Origin of the sequence: Oxalicibacterium sp., from assembly GCF_035565035.1 — a bacterium.
Classification (GTDB): domain Bacteria; phylum Pseudomonadota; class Gammaproteobacteria; order Burkholderiales; family Burkholderiaceae_D; genus Oxalicibacterium.
Genome location: NZ_DATMTD010000101.1, coordinates 1 through 15,199, shown reverse-complemented (window position 1 = coordinate 15,199; position 15,199 = coordinate 1). Strand labels below are relative to the sequence as shown.

Below are 15,199 nucleotides of genomic sequence, written 5' to 3'. Positions count from 1 at the left end.
ATTGTCGTCCATCAGACGCTCCAGATCCTGCAGTAATTTCTCGAGCCGCATCGGCTTTCGATACACCGCGTCAGGCAGTGCACAATCCGGTAAATGCGGCGTTCCGGTCATCAATATAAAAGGGATGTCCGCATACGGAGGATTTCCCTTCAGCTTCTCGCAAAACTCGATCCCGTTCATCTTCGGCATCAGGTAATCGGACAAGATGATCGACGGGCGGCGACGTTCGAGCAGTTCCCACGCCTCCAGCGCATCGCGCGCGCAGAGGACCTCGAACCCTTGCAACTCGAAGTACATTTCGAGCAAGGCAAGAGCGTCTACTTCATCTTCAATTAACAGGATCGATTTTTTCATGAGATGCCGATGATTATGGCACTCTGCGTTTTTAATTTATGTAGGGATATTCCTGAATTTGTGTGGGAAAACGTTAAAAATTGTGAAATAGCGCCTCCAACTGCACCAATCCTGTTGCAACGAAGGTAAATCAGACCGTGACGTAGGCTTGGTGCCCGAACCTGCCTTGCTGTTCATCCCCCGCATAACGACGATTCTTCCATCGCGCCGGTTCATGAGATCAGCGCCATCGCTCTTCAACTTCGCCCGTAGCCCCCCGCGACAAAGCTTTCAAGGAACGCTTTTTTCATTCAGGTTTCCCGCCGATTCACATCGGCGAAGCGCTCTCCTACACCGGAACAGCGCAATGTCTGATATCCGCTTGCCAACAGCACCTCTATCCTCCGTAAGGATTAATGTCCACTTGACCAGAGTGTCTCCTTCACCTTACGAGAGAAACCATGCCCACCCCAAAATTTCCTGAAAGCAGTGGATCTGTAATGGCCACAGTGTCCGGCCCCTCGACCGGAAAAGCGCCAGGCGCAACACCGACAAAAGCCGCGCCTGCCGATTTGCTGAAGAAAGTCGTTGGCACAGGAGCCCTCTCGTCCGCGATGCCCAGCAACCCGAACAAGCCGGCAGAAATAGGCGATGCAGCCTATCATCCTCCGCAAGGTGCAACCGCCAAACCGCCCTCGGCCGTGGTCACATCGAGCACAGTCACGGAAAGTAACGCTTCGGAAAAAGTCGGATCAGGCAAGCCGCCACAAGGCGTGAATGCGACAATCGACTCGCTCGACCGTGTACGCGTCGATTCCGGCGATCGGCATCTGACGACCAATCAGGGCGTCGCCATTGCAGACAATCAGAACTCGCTGAAAATCGGCCTGCGCGGGCCGACCGCTTTAGAAGATTTCATTCTTCGTGAAAAAATCACGCACTTCGATCATGAACGTATCCCCGAGCGCGTCGTCCACGCACGAGGTTCTGCTGCGCATGGTTACTTTGAATGCTACAAGGCGCTTACGCCGCTGACAAAGGCTGCACCGTTTGCCGCAGACGGCAAGCAGACACCGGTATTTGTTCGCTTCTCCACAGTGGCCGGCGAGCGTGGTTCGACAGATACCGCGCGCGACGTTCGGGGCTTTGCCGTCAAGTTCTATACGGATGAAGGCAACTGGGATCTGGTCGGCAACAACATGCCGATTTTCTTCATTCAGGATGCGATGAAATTTCCCGACCTGGTACACGCCGTCAAACCCGAGCCGCACTTTGCCATGCCGCAGGCATCCAGCGCCCATGACACCTATTGGGATTTCGTCTCGCTGATGCCTGAATCGACCCACATGTTGCTGTGGCAAATGTCGGATCGCGCCATTCCGCGCAGCTATCGCATGATGCAGGGGTTCGGCGTGCATACCTTCCGCCTGATCAACGCCGAAGGCGAAGCCGTCTTCTGCAAATTCCACTGGACACCGACCGCCGGCACGCACGCACTGGCATGGGACGAGGCTGTCAAGATTTCCGGTGCAGATCCGGACTTCCATCGCCGCGATCTGTGGGAAGCAATCGAAGCCGGTGCCTATCCCGAATGGGAACTGGGCTTGCAGGTTTTTTCCGAAGAGCAGGCAGAGGAATTCGAATTCGACATTCTCGATCCAACCAAAATCGTGCCGGAAGAAATGGTGCCCGTCATCCCGGTCGGCAAACTTGTCCTCAACCGCAATCCCGACAACTTTTTCGCGGAGACCGAACAAGTGGCGTTTTGTACCGCGCACATCGTCCCCGGCATCGACTTCTCAAACGACCCGTTACTGCAGGGACGCATCCACTCCTATGTGGATACCCAGATCACGCGCCTCGGCGGTCCGAACTTCCATGAAATTCCGATCAATGCACCCATCGCACAGATCCACAACAATCAACGCGACGGCATGCATCGTCAGGCCATCGCACGCGGCCGTGTTTCCTACGAGCCCAATTCCCTCGGAGGCGGTTGTCCGTTCCAGGCCGGCAGTCTGAAAGGTTTTACCAGCTACCCCGAACCGGTTGCCGCCGATAAGGTGCGTGGCAAACCGGAGAAATTTGCCGACCATTATTCACAAGCCAATCTGTTCTGGAAATCCCAGTCCCCTGCAGAACAGAATCACATCATCAAGGCGTTCCGCTTCGAACTGACACGCGTGCAAACGCAGGCCATTCGCGAGCGCGTGGTTTCTCTGCTCGCAAACGTCGACAGCACGCTCGCCGAAGGCGTGGCGCGCGGACTCGGCTTTCCAGTACCGCCGCCTGCGCCGAACATTTCGCCGTTACCGGCACATACCTATGAGCCGTCGCCCGCTTTATCGATGATGTCCTATCCAGCCAGGGACATCAAAACGCGACGTGTGGCGATCCTGATCGCACCCGGCGTGGACGGTGCCATGGCGAGGTCGATCTATACCACTCTGCTGGATAGCGGCGCGGTACCTCGCTTCGTCGGCATCACCCTGGGCGAAGTACCCGCAACGGATGCAGAAACCCTGCATGCAGAAATTTCGGTCGAAGCGGGTCCGTCCGTCCTGTACGATGCGGTTGCCATTCCCGATGGCGCCGAATCGGTCGCAACACTCATCAAGGACGGACAGGTTCTCGAATTCATCAAGGATCAATACCGCCATTGCAAGCCCATCATGGCGATGGGTGCGGCGCAGTCGTTGCTGGAGAAAGCGGGCATTACACCGACGCTTCCTTCCGGCGACAAGGACGCTTCTATTGTGGGAATCGACGAGAAAAAAACAGACACCGCCCTTAATGCCTTCATCAAGGCGATGACCGCGCACAAGGAACTCGCACGAGAAACCGACCCGCCGGCTATTTGAAATAAAAAAGCCTTGCCGTCGACGGCAAGGCTTTTTTTGGGCTTACTCGGCTTACTCGCCTTGTTCACCTTATTCACCTTATTCACGTTACTCAGCCGTGAGGAAGATTAGAACTCTTCCCAATCTGTACTTGCGCCGGCAACCGCGGCGAGTTGCCGTTGTGCCGGCCATGCCGGTTTCGGCAATGGGGCAGGACGTTGAGCGGACGGCAAAACGGCAGCCCTGGTCGTTGCGTGCACCACCTGCGGCGAACCTGCATCGTTCGCGGCAGACAACCTGAATACACTCACGACCTCGGTCAGCTTGCCGGCCTGATCCTGCATCGATTGCGATGCAGCGGCAGCTTCCTCGACCAGTGCGGCATTTTGCTGCGTGACCTCGTCCATTTGCGAAATGGCCTGATTGATCTGTTCGATACCGGCCGTCTGTTCCTGGCTGGCAGCGGTGATCTCCGCCATGATGTCGGTAACGCGTTTGACGCTATCGACGATATCGCCCATTGTGGTCCCCGCTTCGCCAACCAGTTTGCTGCCGGCGTCGACCTTCTCCACGGATGTGTCGATCAATCCCTTGATTTCCTTTGCCGCTGCAGCCGAGCGCTGCGCAAGATTGCGTACTTCGCTGGCGACGACGGCAAAGCCTCGGCCTTGTTCGCCGGCACGCGCTGCCTCAACGGCGGCGTTCAATGCCAGGATGTTCGTCTGGAAAGCGATGCCGTCGATGACGCCGATGATGTCGACGATCTTCTTCGAGGACTCGGTAATCGAATTCATGGTCTCGACCACCTGAGATACAACCGCTCCGCCTTTCTCTGCAACTTCCGATGCCGATACGGCGAGCTGGTTCGCCTGACGCGCATTGTCCGCGTTCTGTTTTACGGTCGAAGTCAGCTCCTCCATCGAAGAAGCGGTTTCTTCCAGCGAACTGGCCTGTTCTTCGGTACGTGACGACAGATCCAGGTTACCCGTTGCAATCTGGTTGGACGCGGACGCAATCGTATCCGTCCCGCTACGGACTTCTCCGACGATTTTTACAAGGTTCGTATTCATGTCCTTCAGCGCCGACAGCAGCTTGCCTGTCTCGTCTTTCGAGTCCACGATAATGTTGCTCGTCAAGTCACCGGACGCCACGGTCTGTGCAACCGTCACGGCGCGATCCAGCGGGCGGGTAATGGAGCGGGTAATCAACACGCCCAGTGCAAGTCCGGCGAGCGCGCTGCCGATCACTAGAATGATCATGTAGGTCCGGCTTGTCTCGTACAGATCGGTGGTCAGTTGATCCGCTTCCGCACCATTCTGTTCCTTCATTTTTCCAAGACCGGTCATCAGATCATCGATCGCATTCACCTTGTCGCGGAAGGTCCCAAAGAAATATTTCACCACCGGGCTGTTTTCCTGCAATGGTTCGGCTTCGACCTTCTTCGTCAAATCGACGAGCATGGTTTCGAATTCCGCATATTTCGCATCGAAATCAGTCATCAGCTTTCGACCCTCGTCCGAATAGAACAGCGGGCGAGCCTTGTCCATATTCATCTTGAAGGCCTGGCGCGACGATTCGATTCTTGCCGAGAAGCGCTTGCGTTCTTCCGGTGTGGAAGACAACAGCGAATTACTCAACGCGCGGCCCATGTAGATAAGATTGATGTTGGCCTCCTTGACGTAAGAGACGCCCAGCAATTCCTTCTGGTACATCTCCGAAGCCTTGTCATTGATGATGCTCATATTGCGGATGCCGATGCCGCCGACGATGGCGCCGAGAATCGAGATCACTAGAAAACCCGTGATGAGCCTTGTTCCTACTTTCATGTTTTTAAACATCATTTATTCCTGATTTTCAGACAACAGTTCCCCGATCCGTCACATGACGGATACATATCAAGGGATTAGTGAGATTGCGTACGAAGCGATGTCGCTTCAGGCTGCGTGCTTGAGTTCGGGGGCGAATCCCATTTCAGTTGACGACATCAGCTTGTCGATGTCGAGCAATATCAGCATGCGTTCATCCAGCGTGCCCAGGCCTTTCAGATATTCAGCGGCAAGGATCGAGCCCATTTCCGGAGGGGGCTTGATCTGGTCGGCCTTCAACGGAACAACATCGGAAACACTGTCCACCACCATGCCAATGGTGTGCTCACCAATCATCAGGATGATGACGACAGTGAACTGGTCGTACGATGAATTGCCGATGTTGAATTTGATACGCATGTCCACGATCGGGACAATGACACCACGCAAATTGATCACACCCTTCAGGTAATCGGGACTGTTCGCCATTGCAGTCACCGCTTCGTACCCTCTTATTTCCTGTACTTTCAGAATATCTATTCCGTATTCTTCGCTGCCGAGCCTGAACGACAGAACTTCCGTCTCTCCATGGGAGAGCGTATTTGTATTCACGATTCTTCCTTCATTCATTTAACTGCTCCCTTGTACTCAAGCCCGATTATTACCTCCGGGAAAAAGTACGTTCGCAATCCTAAATAGATTTGTCAGGAGCAATGTTAAAGATCGTGTCGTGTATCGAAGGGCCGACCCGCAGAGCGCGAAAACACGTAATTCGTGACACACATTTTTGCAAAATGTTGTATTCCATTCGTACCATTTTGCAAACTTGAAGTGCATTGCCAGAGCGTTCCCTTGCTCGTTCGCCAATGCGGCAAATCGTCCCAGGAACATAGGATGTGTACGGTTTGGCGGTATTACGTATTTCGCGGCAAGGTCAAGCATGGGGAGGGATACCACTAATGCGGATGCGAACGAAATGTGCGCCGTTCCATCGTTGTGGCGAAGAACTGCGCTGGATGGCCGCCATCCGGGCAGGCAGCGTTTGGCGCTGGCGTGATTGCGTTGTTGCTCGACTGGGCATGCATGCGGCCGGCATTGACGGCCAATTGATCAAAGCCCGCAGAGCAGGCCTTGATCGCGCGTCTATTAAAAAGTGATCCGAATGGCGTCCGCACTTTGCTTTGCTTCGCCATGGTAGACCGCTTCAACGTTGTTGCCGTCCGGATCGATCACGAATGCAGCGTAGTACCCGGGATGATATGGGCGCTCGCCCGGTGCACCGTTGTCCTTGCCGCCATGCGCTAACGCCTGTTTGTAAAACAGGTCAACCATTTCCCTGTTCTTCGCCTGAAACGCCACGTGATGGCGGCCGGTCAATTCGCCTTGGGCCGCTTCGCTATCCGCCGTCGAAACGACAAATTCGTCCGCCCAGAAAAACCCGGCGCTTTCGTCATTGATCGGAATCTTCAGAACATCAAAGACCGCTCCGTAGAAAGCCCGTGATGCAACCAGGTCGGCAACGACCAGTTGAATGTGATCGATCAGGCGACCACGGTAAAGCTCCTGGAGTTCCATGATGGGATCCTTGTAGAGTGCAGTTGCTCCCCGCCATTCCCACATCCAACATGCAAAGGCGACTCGGGATTTTCATCCCCATAGCGTCACCATTTAATCAGAAGCGCGCCTTCAGGAACAACGACGGCCCCTTGAAGCGAATATCCAGATCGGCAGTCGAGTCGCTGCCGTTACGCTCCAGCTTGACGCGCGATACCCCGTAGTCCGCCACCAGACCAATGTTATGCCACGGGAACCACTCAAGGCCGATATTGCCGTTGTAGATATGACCTTCCAGCGTGCCGCCATTCTTCTTCACGCCCGACGCTTCCACATACATGCGCAGATCCGGCGTAAAGGCGTGACGCCACGCAAGTTCGATCAACGGCGCGACCGCATCGTCGGTATAGCGATCCGACACGCCATCCGTAAAGGTTTCGCTTGGTGTCGATACCGTGCCGCGGACGCTACCGGAAATATCTGCGCGGTAATACGCGCCACCCAGGCCGATACCGAACACGCTATTGCCGCTGCCGATCCACCATTTATAGGCCAGACGCGCGAAATCGATTTTGACGTCGGAACTGAACGTTGCGCTACCTGTAACCGGCTCGCCATTAATGGTCGACCCGCCGGATACGCCGAAGTCATACGATCGGTCGTAACGGTAGTAATCGAATGAAATACCCTGGCTGTCGAACAGCAGAATATCGGCCCGCACTCGCGGAATCGTCACATCGCTGTGTCTGCGATCTGGCGTGTCGACGCTGCCATACGGCGTATCGACACCGGCATTGAACGTCGGCTCTGCACGGAATGCCCCGACGGAAACACTGACTCGATCAAGCGCCGGTGATGGATCGGCAAATGCAGGCACAGCCGCTGTCATGCAAAGACCGAATAACGATGTGCACTGCACCAATGCGCGTCCACCAAATTTACCGAGGGATTGTTTTACAGAACCAACATAACGCTTGTTCGACATGCCTGATCTCCGGATTCTGAATGAAGAAGTCGACCGAAACATCGATCGCTGCCGGCAACGATCTGCGCGGCTTTCCAGAAGATTAGTGCACCGTATTATTTTTCTTTTGTGCGGTTTCAAACATACGGATTTATTTTTCATTGGACGTATCCTCAATACGACAAGCCGCTTTGACCACGCGTGTACACGTCGTTATATGTCGTTGTTAGACCGACGAAGATACCGTTCTACCGATTGCGTCGTGGAAATGCAGAACTCATCATGGACACCGTAGTCTCATGGCCATGTCATCTGCCATGAAAATCGCAATCATCGATAGCAACGAAAACGAAGCAAGGCTTCTTCTCAGGATTATTGAAGAGTCTGGTCATGTGGGCCATCTCTATAAGACCGGAAAGTCTTTTATGGACGCATCATGTCCGCCATGGTTCGACCTTATTATTCTTGACTGGTCTCTTCCTGATGTTACGGGCTTGAACATATTGGACTGGGTCAAAACCGTTGACCCGCGGCAGCCGTTCGTTTTGTTATTAACCGGGGACTCATACGACGAACAGGTGTTTGCAGGCTTGTATGCCGGTGCTGACGACTACACCGTCAGACCAATTCGTCTTCCCGAATTTACCGCGCGGCTGCAATCGTTCTTTAGAAGATACAAAATCCGGGTGAATCGCGAGGCGGATGACGCAAACATGTTCGAAATCGGACCATACCGTTTTTATCTTTCTCGAAAGATCGTACAACTCGATTCGCAGCCCGTTCTGTTAAAACCAAAGGAGTTTGCTATCGCGGCCTTGTTATTTCGCAATGCCGGACAAACAGTCTTGCGACGAACAATCGCTGAATTAGTATGGCGGCACGAAATACCGCTCACTTCGCGAACGCTTGATACCCATATTTCTCAAGTACGAAAAAAACTCTCTATCGATATGGCACACAACGCCACGCTAAGGCCAGTGCAAAGCATTGGTTATCGGCTGGATGTTTTTTAGGTTGCAAACACGATTACGTACGTCGGTTCCTCACCCTTGAAATCGGCAAACACATTCTTCCGTATCGCGACGCACGACCATCCTGCGTGTCGCCTGCCAGACCGCGAGGCATGCTCATCGTACGGCGCGAGGTGCCGGCATGTCGAATGATGGAAGCGCCGTTATTCCTGCAAGCAAGGTCGGATTATCGTTATCGAACCAGCACTCTTCCGTGCAGTCACACATCACCGGCACTTGTTCACGTCGCGACAATCCCTACCGTGTATGGCAATTTCCCTCCCGGCAATTTCCATAGAGACTGATATGCTTAGCAACAAGAAAGCGATCACATGGTCGGAATGCACGCATGAAGTTGTCGCAACGACTGGCTAACAATAGCAACTGGATTTCTGCTTTCTTGGTTTTCCCTTTATTGCCAGGAAGACTATTCCGAAGGGCGAATTGCGAGACAACGGAGAAAATCATGGAAATGAAAAAGGTCAATGCCGGCAAACTGCGCGCCATTGGATACGACACACGCGAGCGCAATTTGCGAGTTGAATTGGAAGATGGGACGGCGATCGATTACTTAGGTGTTGGCGTAGAGGTTTGGCGCAAGCTGTCCACTTCAGGTTCGGCATGGAGCTACTACCGCGACAACATTGAGGAAGAGTTCTCCGGACGTCGCTCTACGGTAAAAAAGAAAGTAACTGCTCTGCAAGCTAACGATCTTTTCAAGGCTCCTGACAACGATTCGGAAACTTAATCTGCATCCGGCAAAAGTAGATTTACCTGCCCCTCGGTGGCAACGACTCTTTGCTGCATTGATTCATCTAGCTATGCTTGCCTAGGACAGCCATCCGTGCTTGCAAGCACAACCTTTGAATCCCTCGCGAGCTAGCTATCAGCTTGCTTTTCACCTCTAAAACAAAAAGCCCGCATAAGCGGGCTTTTGTATTCTGGCGGAGAGACGGGGATTCGAACCCCGGGTAGGCTATGAACCTACACACGCTTTCCAGGCGTGCGACTTAAACCACTCATCCATCTCTCCTGATTCGGTTCGCCGATGGATTTGGCGAAGCCGCAGATTATAGCAAAAGTTTAGTAAAACACTAAACCATGTTTATTGCCCTAAACATGGTGTTGCCATAAATGAAAAAGCCGTCGTATCAAACGGCGGCTTTTTTCTTCCATCTTCTGCTTATTGAGCCTGCTTCAACTGCTCCAGAATCGCCGGATTCTCCAGTGTCGAGATGTCCTGCGTGATCTCTTCGTCTTTGGCGATCACGCGCAGCAAGCGGCGCATGATCTTGCCGGAGCGGGTCTTCGGCAGGTTGTCGCCGAAACGGATTTCGCGCGGTCTTGCGATCGGGCTGATTTCCTTGGCGACCCAGTCGCGCAATTCCTTGGCAATCGCTTTGGCGTCGTCGCCTTCCGGACGCGAACGCTTGAGGACGACGAAGGCGCAGATCGATTCGCCGGTTGTGTCGTCCGGTTTGCCGACGACGGCAGCTTCGGCCACGATCGGATTCGCGACAAGTGCGGACTCGATTTCTGCCGTGCCGAGGCGGTGGCCGGAGATGTTGAGCACGTCGTCGATGCGACCGGTGATTGTGAAGTAACCGGTTTCTTCATTGCGGATCGCGCCGTCGCCTGCGAGGTAGGTCGTGCCGCCCAGTTCCTGCGGAAAGTAGCTCTTGGTGAAACGGTCCGGGTCGTTCCAGATGTTGCGGATCATCGATGGCCACGGCTTCTTGATGACGAGCAGACCGCCTTTTCCATTCGGCAGATCGTGACCGGCGTCATCGACGACGGCAGCGGCGATGCCCGGCAGCGGCAGCGTGCAGGAGCCCGGTACCATCGGCGTTGCGCCCGGCAGCGGCGTGATGACGTGACCGCCGGTTTCCGTCTGCCAGAAGGTATCGGCAATCGGACAGCGTTCGCCGCCGACGTTCTTGTAGTACCACATCCAGGCTTCGGGATTGATCGGTTCACCGACGGAACCGAGCAGGCGCAGACTGGAGAGATCGTATTCGCGCGGATGCGTTTTCGGATCGGCTTCGGACGCCTTGATCAACGAGCGGATCGCGGTCGGTGCGGTGTAGAAGATGCTGATCTTGTGACGCTGGACCATATCCCAGAAACGGCCGGCGTTCGGATAGGTCGGCACGCCTTCGAAGACGATCTGCGTTGCGCCGCAGGCGAGCGGACCGTAGGCAACATAGGTGTGACCGGTAATCCAGCCGATATCGGCGGTGCACCAGTAGATGTCCTCCGGCTTGATGTCGAACGACCACTTCATCGTGAGCATCGACCACAGCAGATAACCGGCGGACGAGTGCTGCACGCCTTTCGGCTTCCCGGTGGAGCCCGATGTGTAAAGAATGAAAAGCGGATGTTCGGAGCCGACGGCGACCGGCGCGCATTCTGTCGATTGCTTCTCGACCAGATCGTGCAGCCAGATGTCGCGGTCCTTGACAAAGTTGATGTCTGCGCCGGTACGTTGGTAGACGACGACCTTGCGAATCGTGTCGCAACCGCCCATGTCGAGCGCTTCGTCGACGATGGATTTGAGCGGCAACTGGCGGCCGCCGCGTACCTGGCAATCCGCGGTCAGCACGGCGACTGCGCCGGCATCGATGATGCGTTCCTGCAGCGACTTGGCGGAGAAGCCGCCGAACACAACGGAGTGCGTCGCACCGATGCGTGCGCACGCGAGCATGGCGGAAATGCCTTCGACAGACATCGGCATGTAGATGACGACGCGATCGCCCTTCTCCACCCCGATCGATTTGAGACCGTTGGCGAACTTGCAGACGCGATCGTACAGTTCCTTGTATGTCGTGCGCGTGACCTTGGCGTCGTCCGATTCGAAAATCAGCGCGGTCTTGTCGGCATTGCCGTTGTGCAGATGGCGGTCGAGGCAGTTGGCGGAAACGTTCAGCTCGCCGTCTTCAAACCATTTATAGAACGGCGCGTTGGATTGGTCGAGTCGTTTGGTGAACGGTTTGGTCCACTGTATGTTCTGCTGGGCCAGGCGCGCCCAGAAACCTTCGTAATCTTCTTCCGCTTCCGCACACATTGCACGGTAGGCATCCATGCCGCTGATGGCCGCGTTGGCGACGAAATCGGCGGGCGGATTGAAGACGCGCGCCTCTTGCTTGAAACTCTCGATGTCCGACATGTTCTCCTCCGGTTACGGATTTTGTTTGCTGCTCACAATAAGCTTTTACGCTTACTGAGGCCTTACACAAAACTTACTGCAAAACGCACAGCGCAACTTACAGCAAATTCCTGCCGCGATCGCTGCAAAATATTCATTCAAACGGCCACCGGCAACGTACGCAGACTCCCGCGAAAGCGGACATGCCCGTGTAAAATGCGCACATTCCGTTTATTCCCTCGCCGACTCTGCGCCTCTCATGAAATCTTCTCCGGATCACGAAAACACCATGGTTCCCAAGCGAATCCATCCACTGGCAAACTTCATTTTTGCGACGCGTTGGCTGCAGTTGCCATTGTATCTCGGGCTGATCCTGGCGCAGTGCGTGTACGTTTATCACTTCTGGGTAGAGCTTACGGTACTGATCGGCGCCGTGCTTGGCAGCCCTGATTCGCTGAAACACATCCTCGACGTTGTCACGATTCCCGGCGCAGCACGTCCGGACACACTGACCGAAACGACGATCATGCTGGTCGTCCTGGGCCTGATCGACGTGGTGATGATTTCCAACCTGCTGATCATGGTAATCGTCGGCGGTTACGAAACATTCGTCTCGCGCATGAATCTGGAGAGCCATCCCGACCAGCCGGAATGGCTGTCGCACGTGAATGCGTCTGTGCTGAAGGTCAAACTGGCAACGGCGATCATCGGCATCTCGTCGATCCATCTGCTGAAGAGTTTTATCAATGCGCAAGCCTACGATGCGAAGACGCTGATCGCGCAAACGGCGATCCATCTGGTGTTCCTGCTGTCGGCGATTGCAATTGCCTACGCCGACCGCATCATGGCCGATACCCACGCGTTGAACAAATCCCACTGATCACACTAGCCGAGTCCGTTCACCGACTTCCCTGATTTTCGTCCCACATTTCTAGCCGAAACTGCCATGACCATCATCAAACAAGACGACCTGATCGAATCCGTTGCCGCTGCGTTGCAATACATCAGCTATTACCATCCGCAGGATTACATCCAGCATCTGGCGCGCGCGTATGAGTCGGAACAAAGCCCGGCTGCGAAGGATGCGATTGCGCAGATCCTGACCAACTCGCGCATGTGTGCGGAAGGCAAGCGCCCGCTGTGCCAGGACACCGGCATCGTCAACGTGTTTTTGAAAATCGGCATGAACGTGAAGCTCGAAGGCTTCGGCGATCGCTCGATCACCGATGCGGTCAATGAAGGCGTGCGTCGCGCGTACAACCATCCGGACAACACGCTGCGCGCATCGATCGTGGCCGATCCGCATTTCGAGCGCAAGAACACCAAGGACAACACACCCGCGGTCGTGCACATGGAGTTGGTGCCGGGCGACACCATCGACGTGCAGGTCGCGGCCAAAGGCGGCGGCTCCGAAAACAAATCCAAGTTCGTGATGCTCAATCCGTCCGACTCGCTGGTCGACTGGGTCATGCAAACCGTGCCGTTGATGGGCGCTGGCTGGTGCCCGCCGGGCATGCTCGGCATCGGCATCGGTGGCACGGCAGAACGCGCGATGCTGATGGCGAAACAAGTGTTGATGGAAGACATCGACATGTACGAACTGAAAAAGCGCGGCCCGCAAAACAAGACAGAAGAATTGCGCATCGAACTGTGCGACAAGATCAACGCGCTCGGCATCGGCGCGCAAGGTCTCGGCGGCCTGACCACCGTGCTGGATGTGAAGATCATGATGCACCCGACGCACGCGGCATCGAAGCCGGTCGCGATGATCCCGAACTGCGCGGCGACGCGTCACGCACACTTCGTGCTGGATGGTTCCGGCCCGGTGTATCTCGATCCGCCGTCGCTGTCCGACTGGCCGGATGTGAACTGGATGCCGGATACCGAAAAATCCAAGCGCGTCGATCTGAACACCTTGACGAAGGAAGAAGTCGCTTCGTGGAAGCCGGGTCAAACCCTGCTGTTGAACGGCAAGATGCTGACCGGTCGTGACGCTGCGCACAAGCGCATTCAAGACATGCTGGCGAAAGGCGAAAAACTGCCGGTCGATTTCACCAATCGCATCATTTATTACGTCGGCCCGGTCGATCCGGTGCGCGATGAAGTCGTCGGTCCGGCTGGCCCGACCACCGCAACGCGCATGGATAAATTCACCGAGATGATGCTGGCGCAAACCGGCCTGATCTCCATGGTCGGCAAGGCAGAACGCGGCCCGACCGCGATCGAGGCGATCAAGAAACATCAATCGGCGTATTTGATGGCGGTCGGCGGCGCGGCATATCTGGTGTCGAAAGCAATCAAGACCTCGAAGGTGCTCGGCTTTGCCGATCTCGGCATGGAAGCGATCTACGAGTTCGACGTAAAGGACATGCCGGTGACGGTTGCCGTCGATTCCAACGGAACATCGGTACACACGACCGGACCGAAAGAATGGAAAGAGAAGATCGAGAAGATTCGCTTGAACGATATTCCGGTGACCAGCAACTGATCCTTCGAACCTGCACAACCATACAACGTGAGTTTCTCCACCACTCCTGATCAGGATGCGGCCGAAGCACCGATCGGGATATTCGATTCCGGCGTCGGCGCGCTTTCCGTATTGCGCCACGTACAGGCCCGACTGCCGTCCGAACATCTGCTGTGCTTTTGCGATTCCGGCCATGCGCCGTATGGCGGCAAGAGCGATGCGCAGATCGTTGCACGCACGCTGGCGATTGCCGACTTCCTGCTTGCGAAGAACATCAAGGCCATTGTCGTCGCCTGCAACACGGCGACCGCGGCTGCGATCGAGGCATTGCGCCAGCAGCATCCGGATCTGATCGTGGTAGGCGTGGAACCTGGTTTGAAACCGGCGGCGGTTTTCAGCAAAAGCGGCATCGGCGGCGTACTTGCCACTGCCAGCACACTTGCCAGCAGCCGCTTCATCGCGCTGCGTGACCAGATCACAGAAGCCACCGGCGTGTCGTTCCTGACGCAGGCCTGCGTCGGCCTCGTGGAAAAAATAGAAAAAGGCGAACTGTCCTCGCCGGAAACCGTCGCCATGCTGGAGCGTTACGTGACGCCCATTCTGCACGGCGGCGCGGATACCATCGCGCTCGGTTGCACGCACTATCCGTTCGTCCAGCCTCAGATCGAAGCCATCGCCCGGCGCGAAAGCACACAACCCATCACCATTATCGATACCGGCGAAGCCGTCTCACGCCAGCTTGAGCGGCTGTTGCAGCAGCGCGGCCTGCAACGCTTCGAAACCCGTCCCGGCTCGCTGCAGGCATTCACCACCGGCAGCAAGGCGCAACTGGAACATGCATTTTCCGCGCTACTGCAGCAATCCCCGACCGTGAACGAAATTTTGCCCTGAACACGGGCTGCAGGCAGGATCGCCTGCAAGGCAAAAGCCTCTCGATTCCGGAATTAATTAAGGTTTGCCAGCAGGCCCCGAAGTTTGTATAATCTCGAACTCCGCTGCGTTTGCAGGGGAGATTGCAGTTGTAGTCGTATGCAATGGTGGCCGTAGCTCAGTTGGTAGAGTCCAGGATTGTGATTCCTGT

Annotated in this window: 13 protein-coding genes and 1 tRNA gene; 7 read left to right on the top strand and 7 right to left on the bottom strand. The window is 55.4% G+C overall.

Translation table 11 applies throughout. The annotated features are described in order from the left end of the window. On the bottom strand, window positions 1–354 hold a 354-nt coding region (locus tag VN114_RS09775), incomplete at its 3' end, for a response regulator (RefSeq protein WP_325514355.1). Window positions 355–833: 479 nt separating this feature from the next. On the opposite strand from VN114_RS09775, the gene VN114_RS09770 reads away from it, so the two are divergent. Beyond that, entirely contained in the window at window positions 834–3,194 is a 2,361-nt protein-coding gene (locus tag VN114_RS09770) for a catalase (RefSeq protein ID WP_325514353.1), read from the top strand. 107 nt (window positions 3,195–3,301) lie between these two features. Here VN114_RS09770 and VN114_RS09765 read toward each other — a convergent pair whose 3' ends face one another. After that, entirely contained in the window at window positions 3,302–4,999 is a 1,698-nt protein-coding gene (locus VN114_RS09765) for a methyl-accepting chemotaxis protein (RefSeq protein ID WP_325514351.1), read from the bottom strand. Between the two features lie 108 nt (window positions 5,000–5,107). Next, complete coding sequence (locus tag VN114_RS09760) at window positions 5,108–5,608, bottom strand: chemotaxis protein CheW (RefSeq protein ID WP_325514350.1); 501 nt, start codon at window positions 5,606–5,608, stop codon at window positions 5,108–5,110. A 348-nt stretch (window positions 5,609–5,956) separates the two neighbouring features. Here VN114_RS09760 and VN114_RS09755 point away from each other — a divergent pair, with 348 nt between their 5' ends. Next, entirely contained in the window at window positions 5,957–6,088 is a 132-nt protein-coding gene (locus VN114_RS09755; protein ID WP_325514349.1) for a hypothetical protein, read from the top strand. 36 nt (window positions 6,089–6,124) lie between these two features. Here the strand turns inward: VN114_RS09755 and VN114_RS09750 are convergent, their stop codons facing one another. Continuing rightward, entirely contained in the window at window positions 6,125–6,553 is a 429-nt protein-coding gene (locus VN114_RS09750; protein ID WP_325514348.1) for a VOC family protein, read from the bottom strand. 97 nt (window positions 6,554–6,650) lie between these two features. After that, window positions 6,651–7,421, bottom strand: a complete 771-nt coding sequence (locus VN114_RS09745; RefSeq protein ID WP_325514346.1) for a hypothetical protein — start codon at window positions 7,419–7,421, stop codon at window positions 6,651–6,653. A gap of 374 nt (window positions 7,422–7,795) precedes the next feature. Between VN114_RS09745 and VN114_RS09740 the strand changes: the two genes are divergently transcribed. Continuing rightward, window positions 7,796–8,509, top strand: a complete 714-nt coding sequence (locus tag VN114_RS09740; protein WP_325514345.1) for a response regulator transcription factor — start codon at window positions 7,796–7,798, stop codon at window positions 8,507–8,509. A gap of 463 nt (window positions 8,510–8,972) precedes the next feature. Continuing rightward, complete coding sequence (locus tag VN114_RS09735; RefSeq protein ID WP_325514344.1) at window positions 8,973–9,254, top strand: KTSC domain-containing protein; 282 nt, start codon at window positions 8,973–8,975, stop codon at window positions 9,252–9,254. A gap of 194 nt (window positions 9,255–9,448) precedes the next feature. Here the strand turns inward: VN114_RS09735 and VN114_RS09730 are convergent. Further along, a tRNA-Ser gene (locus VN114_RS09730) sits at window positions 9,449–9,539 on the bottom strand. Between the two features lie 150 nt (window positions 9,540–9,689). Then, complete coding sequence (gene acs, locus VN114_RS09725; RefSeq protein WP_325514342.1) at window positions 9,690–11,672, bottom strand: acetate--CoA ligase; 1,983 nt, start codon at window positions 11,670–11,672, stop codon at window positions 9,690–9,692. A gap of 268 nt (window positions 11,673–11,940) precedes the next feature. Here acs and VN114_RS09720 point away from each other — a divergent pair, with 268 nt between their 5' ends. The 3 genes from VN114_RS09720 to murI all read left to right on the top strand — a co-directional run bounded on the left by VN114_RS09720 (window position 11,941) and on the right by murI (window position 15,009). Beyond that, a complete protein-coding gene (locus VN114_RS09720) occupies window positions 11,941–12,531 on the top strand; it encodes a TIGR00645 family protein (RefSeq protein WP_325514341.1) in 591 nt (196 codons plus the stop codon). Between the two features lie 66 nt (window positions 12,532–12,597). Then, window positions 12,598–14,139 (top strand): fumarate hydratase, encoded by a 1,542-nt coding sequence (locus VN114_RS09715; protein WP_325514340.1) that lies wholly within the window; start codon window positions 12,598–12,600, stop codon window positions 14,137–14,139. Window positions 14,140–14,166: 27 nt separating this feature from the next. After that, window positions 14,167–15,009: a glutamate racemase gene (murI, locus tag VN114_RS09710; RefSeq protein WP_325514338.1), complete on the top strand. Its 843-nt coding sequence runs from the start codon at window positions 14,167–14,169 to the stop codon at window positions 15,007–15,009. The last annotated feature ends 190 nt before the right edge of the window (window positions 15,010–15,199 follow it).

Coding starts and splice junctions, on each gene's coding strand:
- VN114_RS09750 (WP_325514348.1), bottom strand. CDS start 6,553: ATGGAACTCCAGGAGCTTTACCGTGGTCGCCTGATCGATCACATTCAA.
- VN114_RS09770 (WP_325514353.1), top strand. CDS start 834: ATGGCCACAGTGTCCGGCCCCTCGACCGGAAAAGCGCCAGGCGCAACA.
- VN114_RS09740 (WP_325514345.1), top strand. CDS start 7,796: ATGGCCATGTCATCTGCCATGAAAATCGCAATCATCGATAGCAACGAA.
- acs (WP_325514342.1), bottom strand. CDS start 11,672: ATGTCGGACATCGAGAGTTTCAAGCAAGAGGCGCGCGTCTTCAATCCG.
- VN114_RS09745 (WP_325514346.1), bottom strand. CDS start 7,421: ATGACAGCGGCTGTGCCTGCATTTGCCGATCCATCACCGGCGCTTGAT.
- VN114_RS09760 (WP_325514350.1), bottom strand. CDS start 5,608: ATGAATGAAGGAAGAATCGTGAATACAAATACGCTCTCCCATGGAGAG.
- VN114_RS09765 (WP_325514351.1), bottom strand. CDS start 4,999: ATGAAAGTAGGAACAAGGCTCATCACGGGTTTTCTAGTGATCTCGATT.
- VN114_RS09715 (WP_325514340.1), top strand. CDS start 12,598: ATGACCATCATCAAACAAGACGACCTGATCGAATCCGTTGCCGCTGCG.
- VN114_RS09720 (WP_325514341.1), top strand. CDS start 11,941: ATGGTTCCCAAGCGAATCCATCCACTGGCAAACTTCATTTTTGCGACG.
- VN114_RS09735 (WP_325514344.1), top strand. CDS start 8,973: ATGGAAATGAAAAAGGTCAATGCCGGCAAACTGCGCGCCATTGGATAC.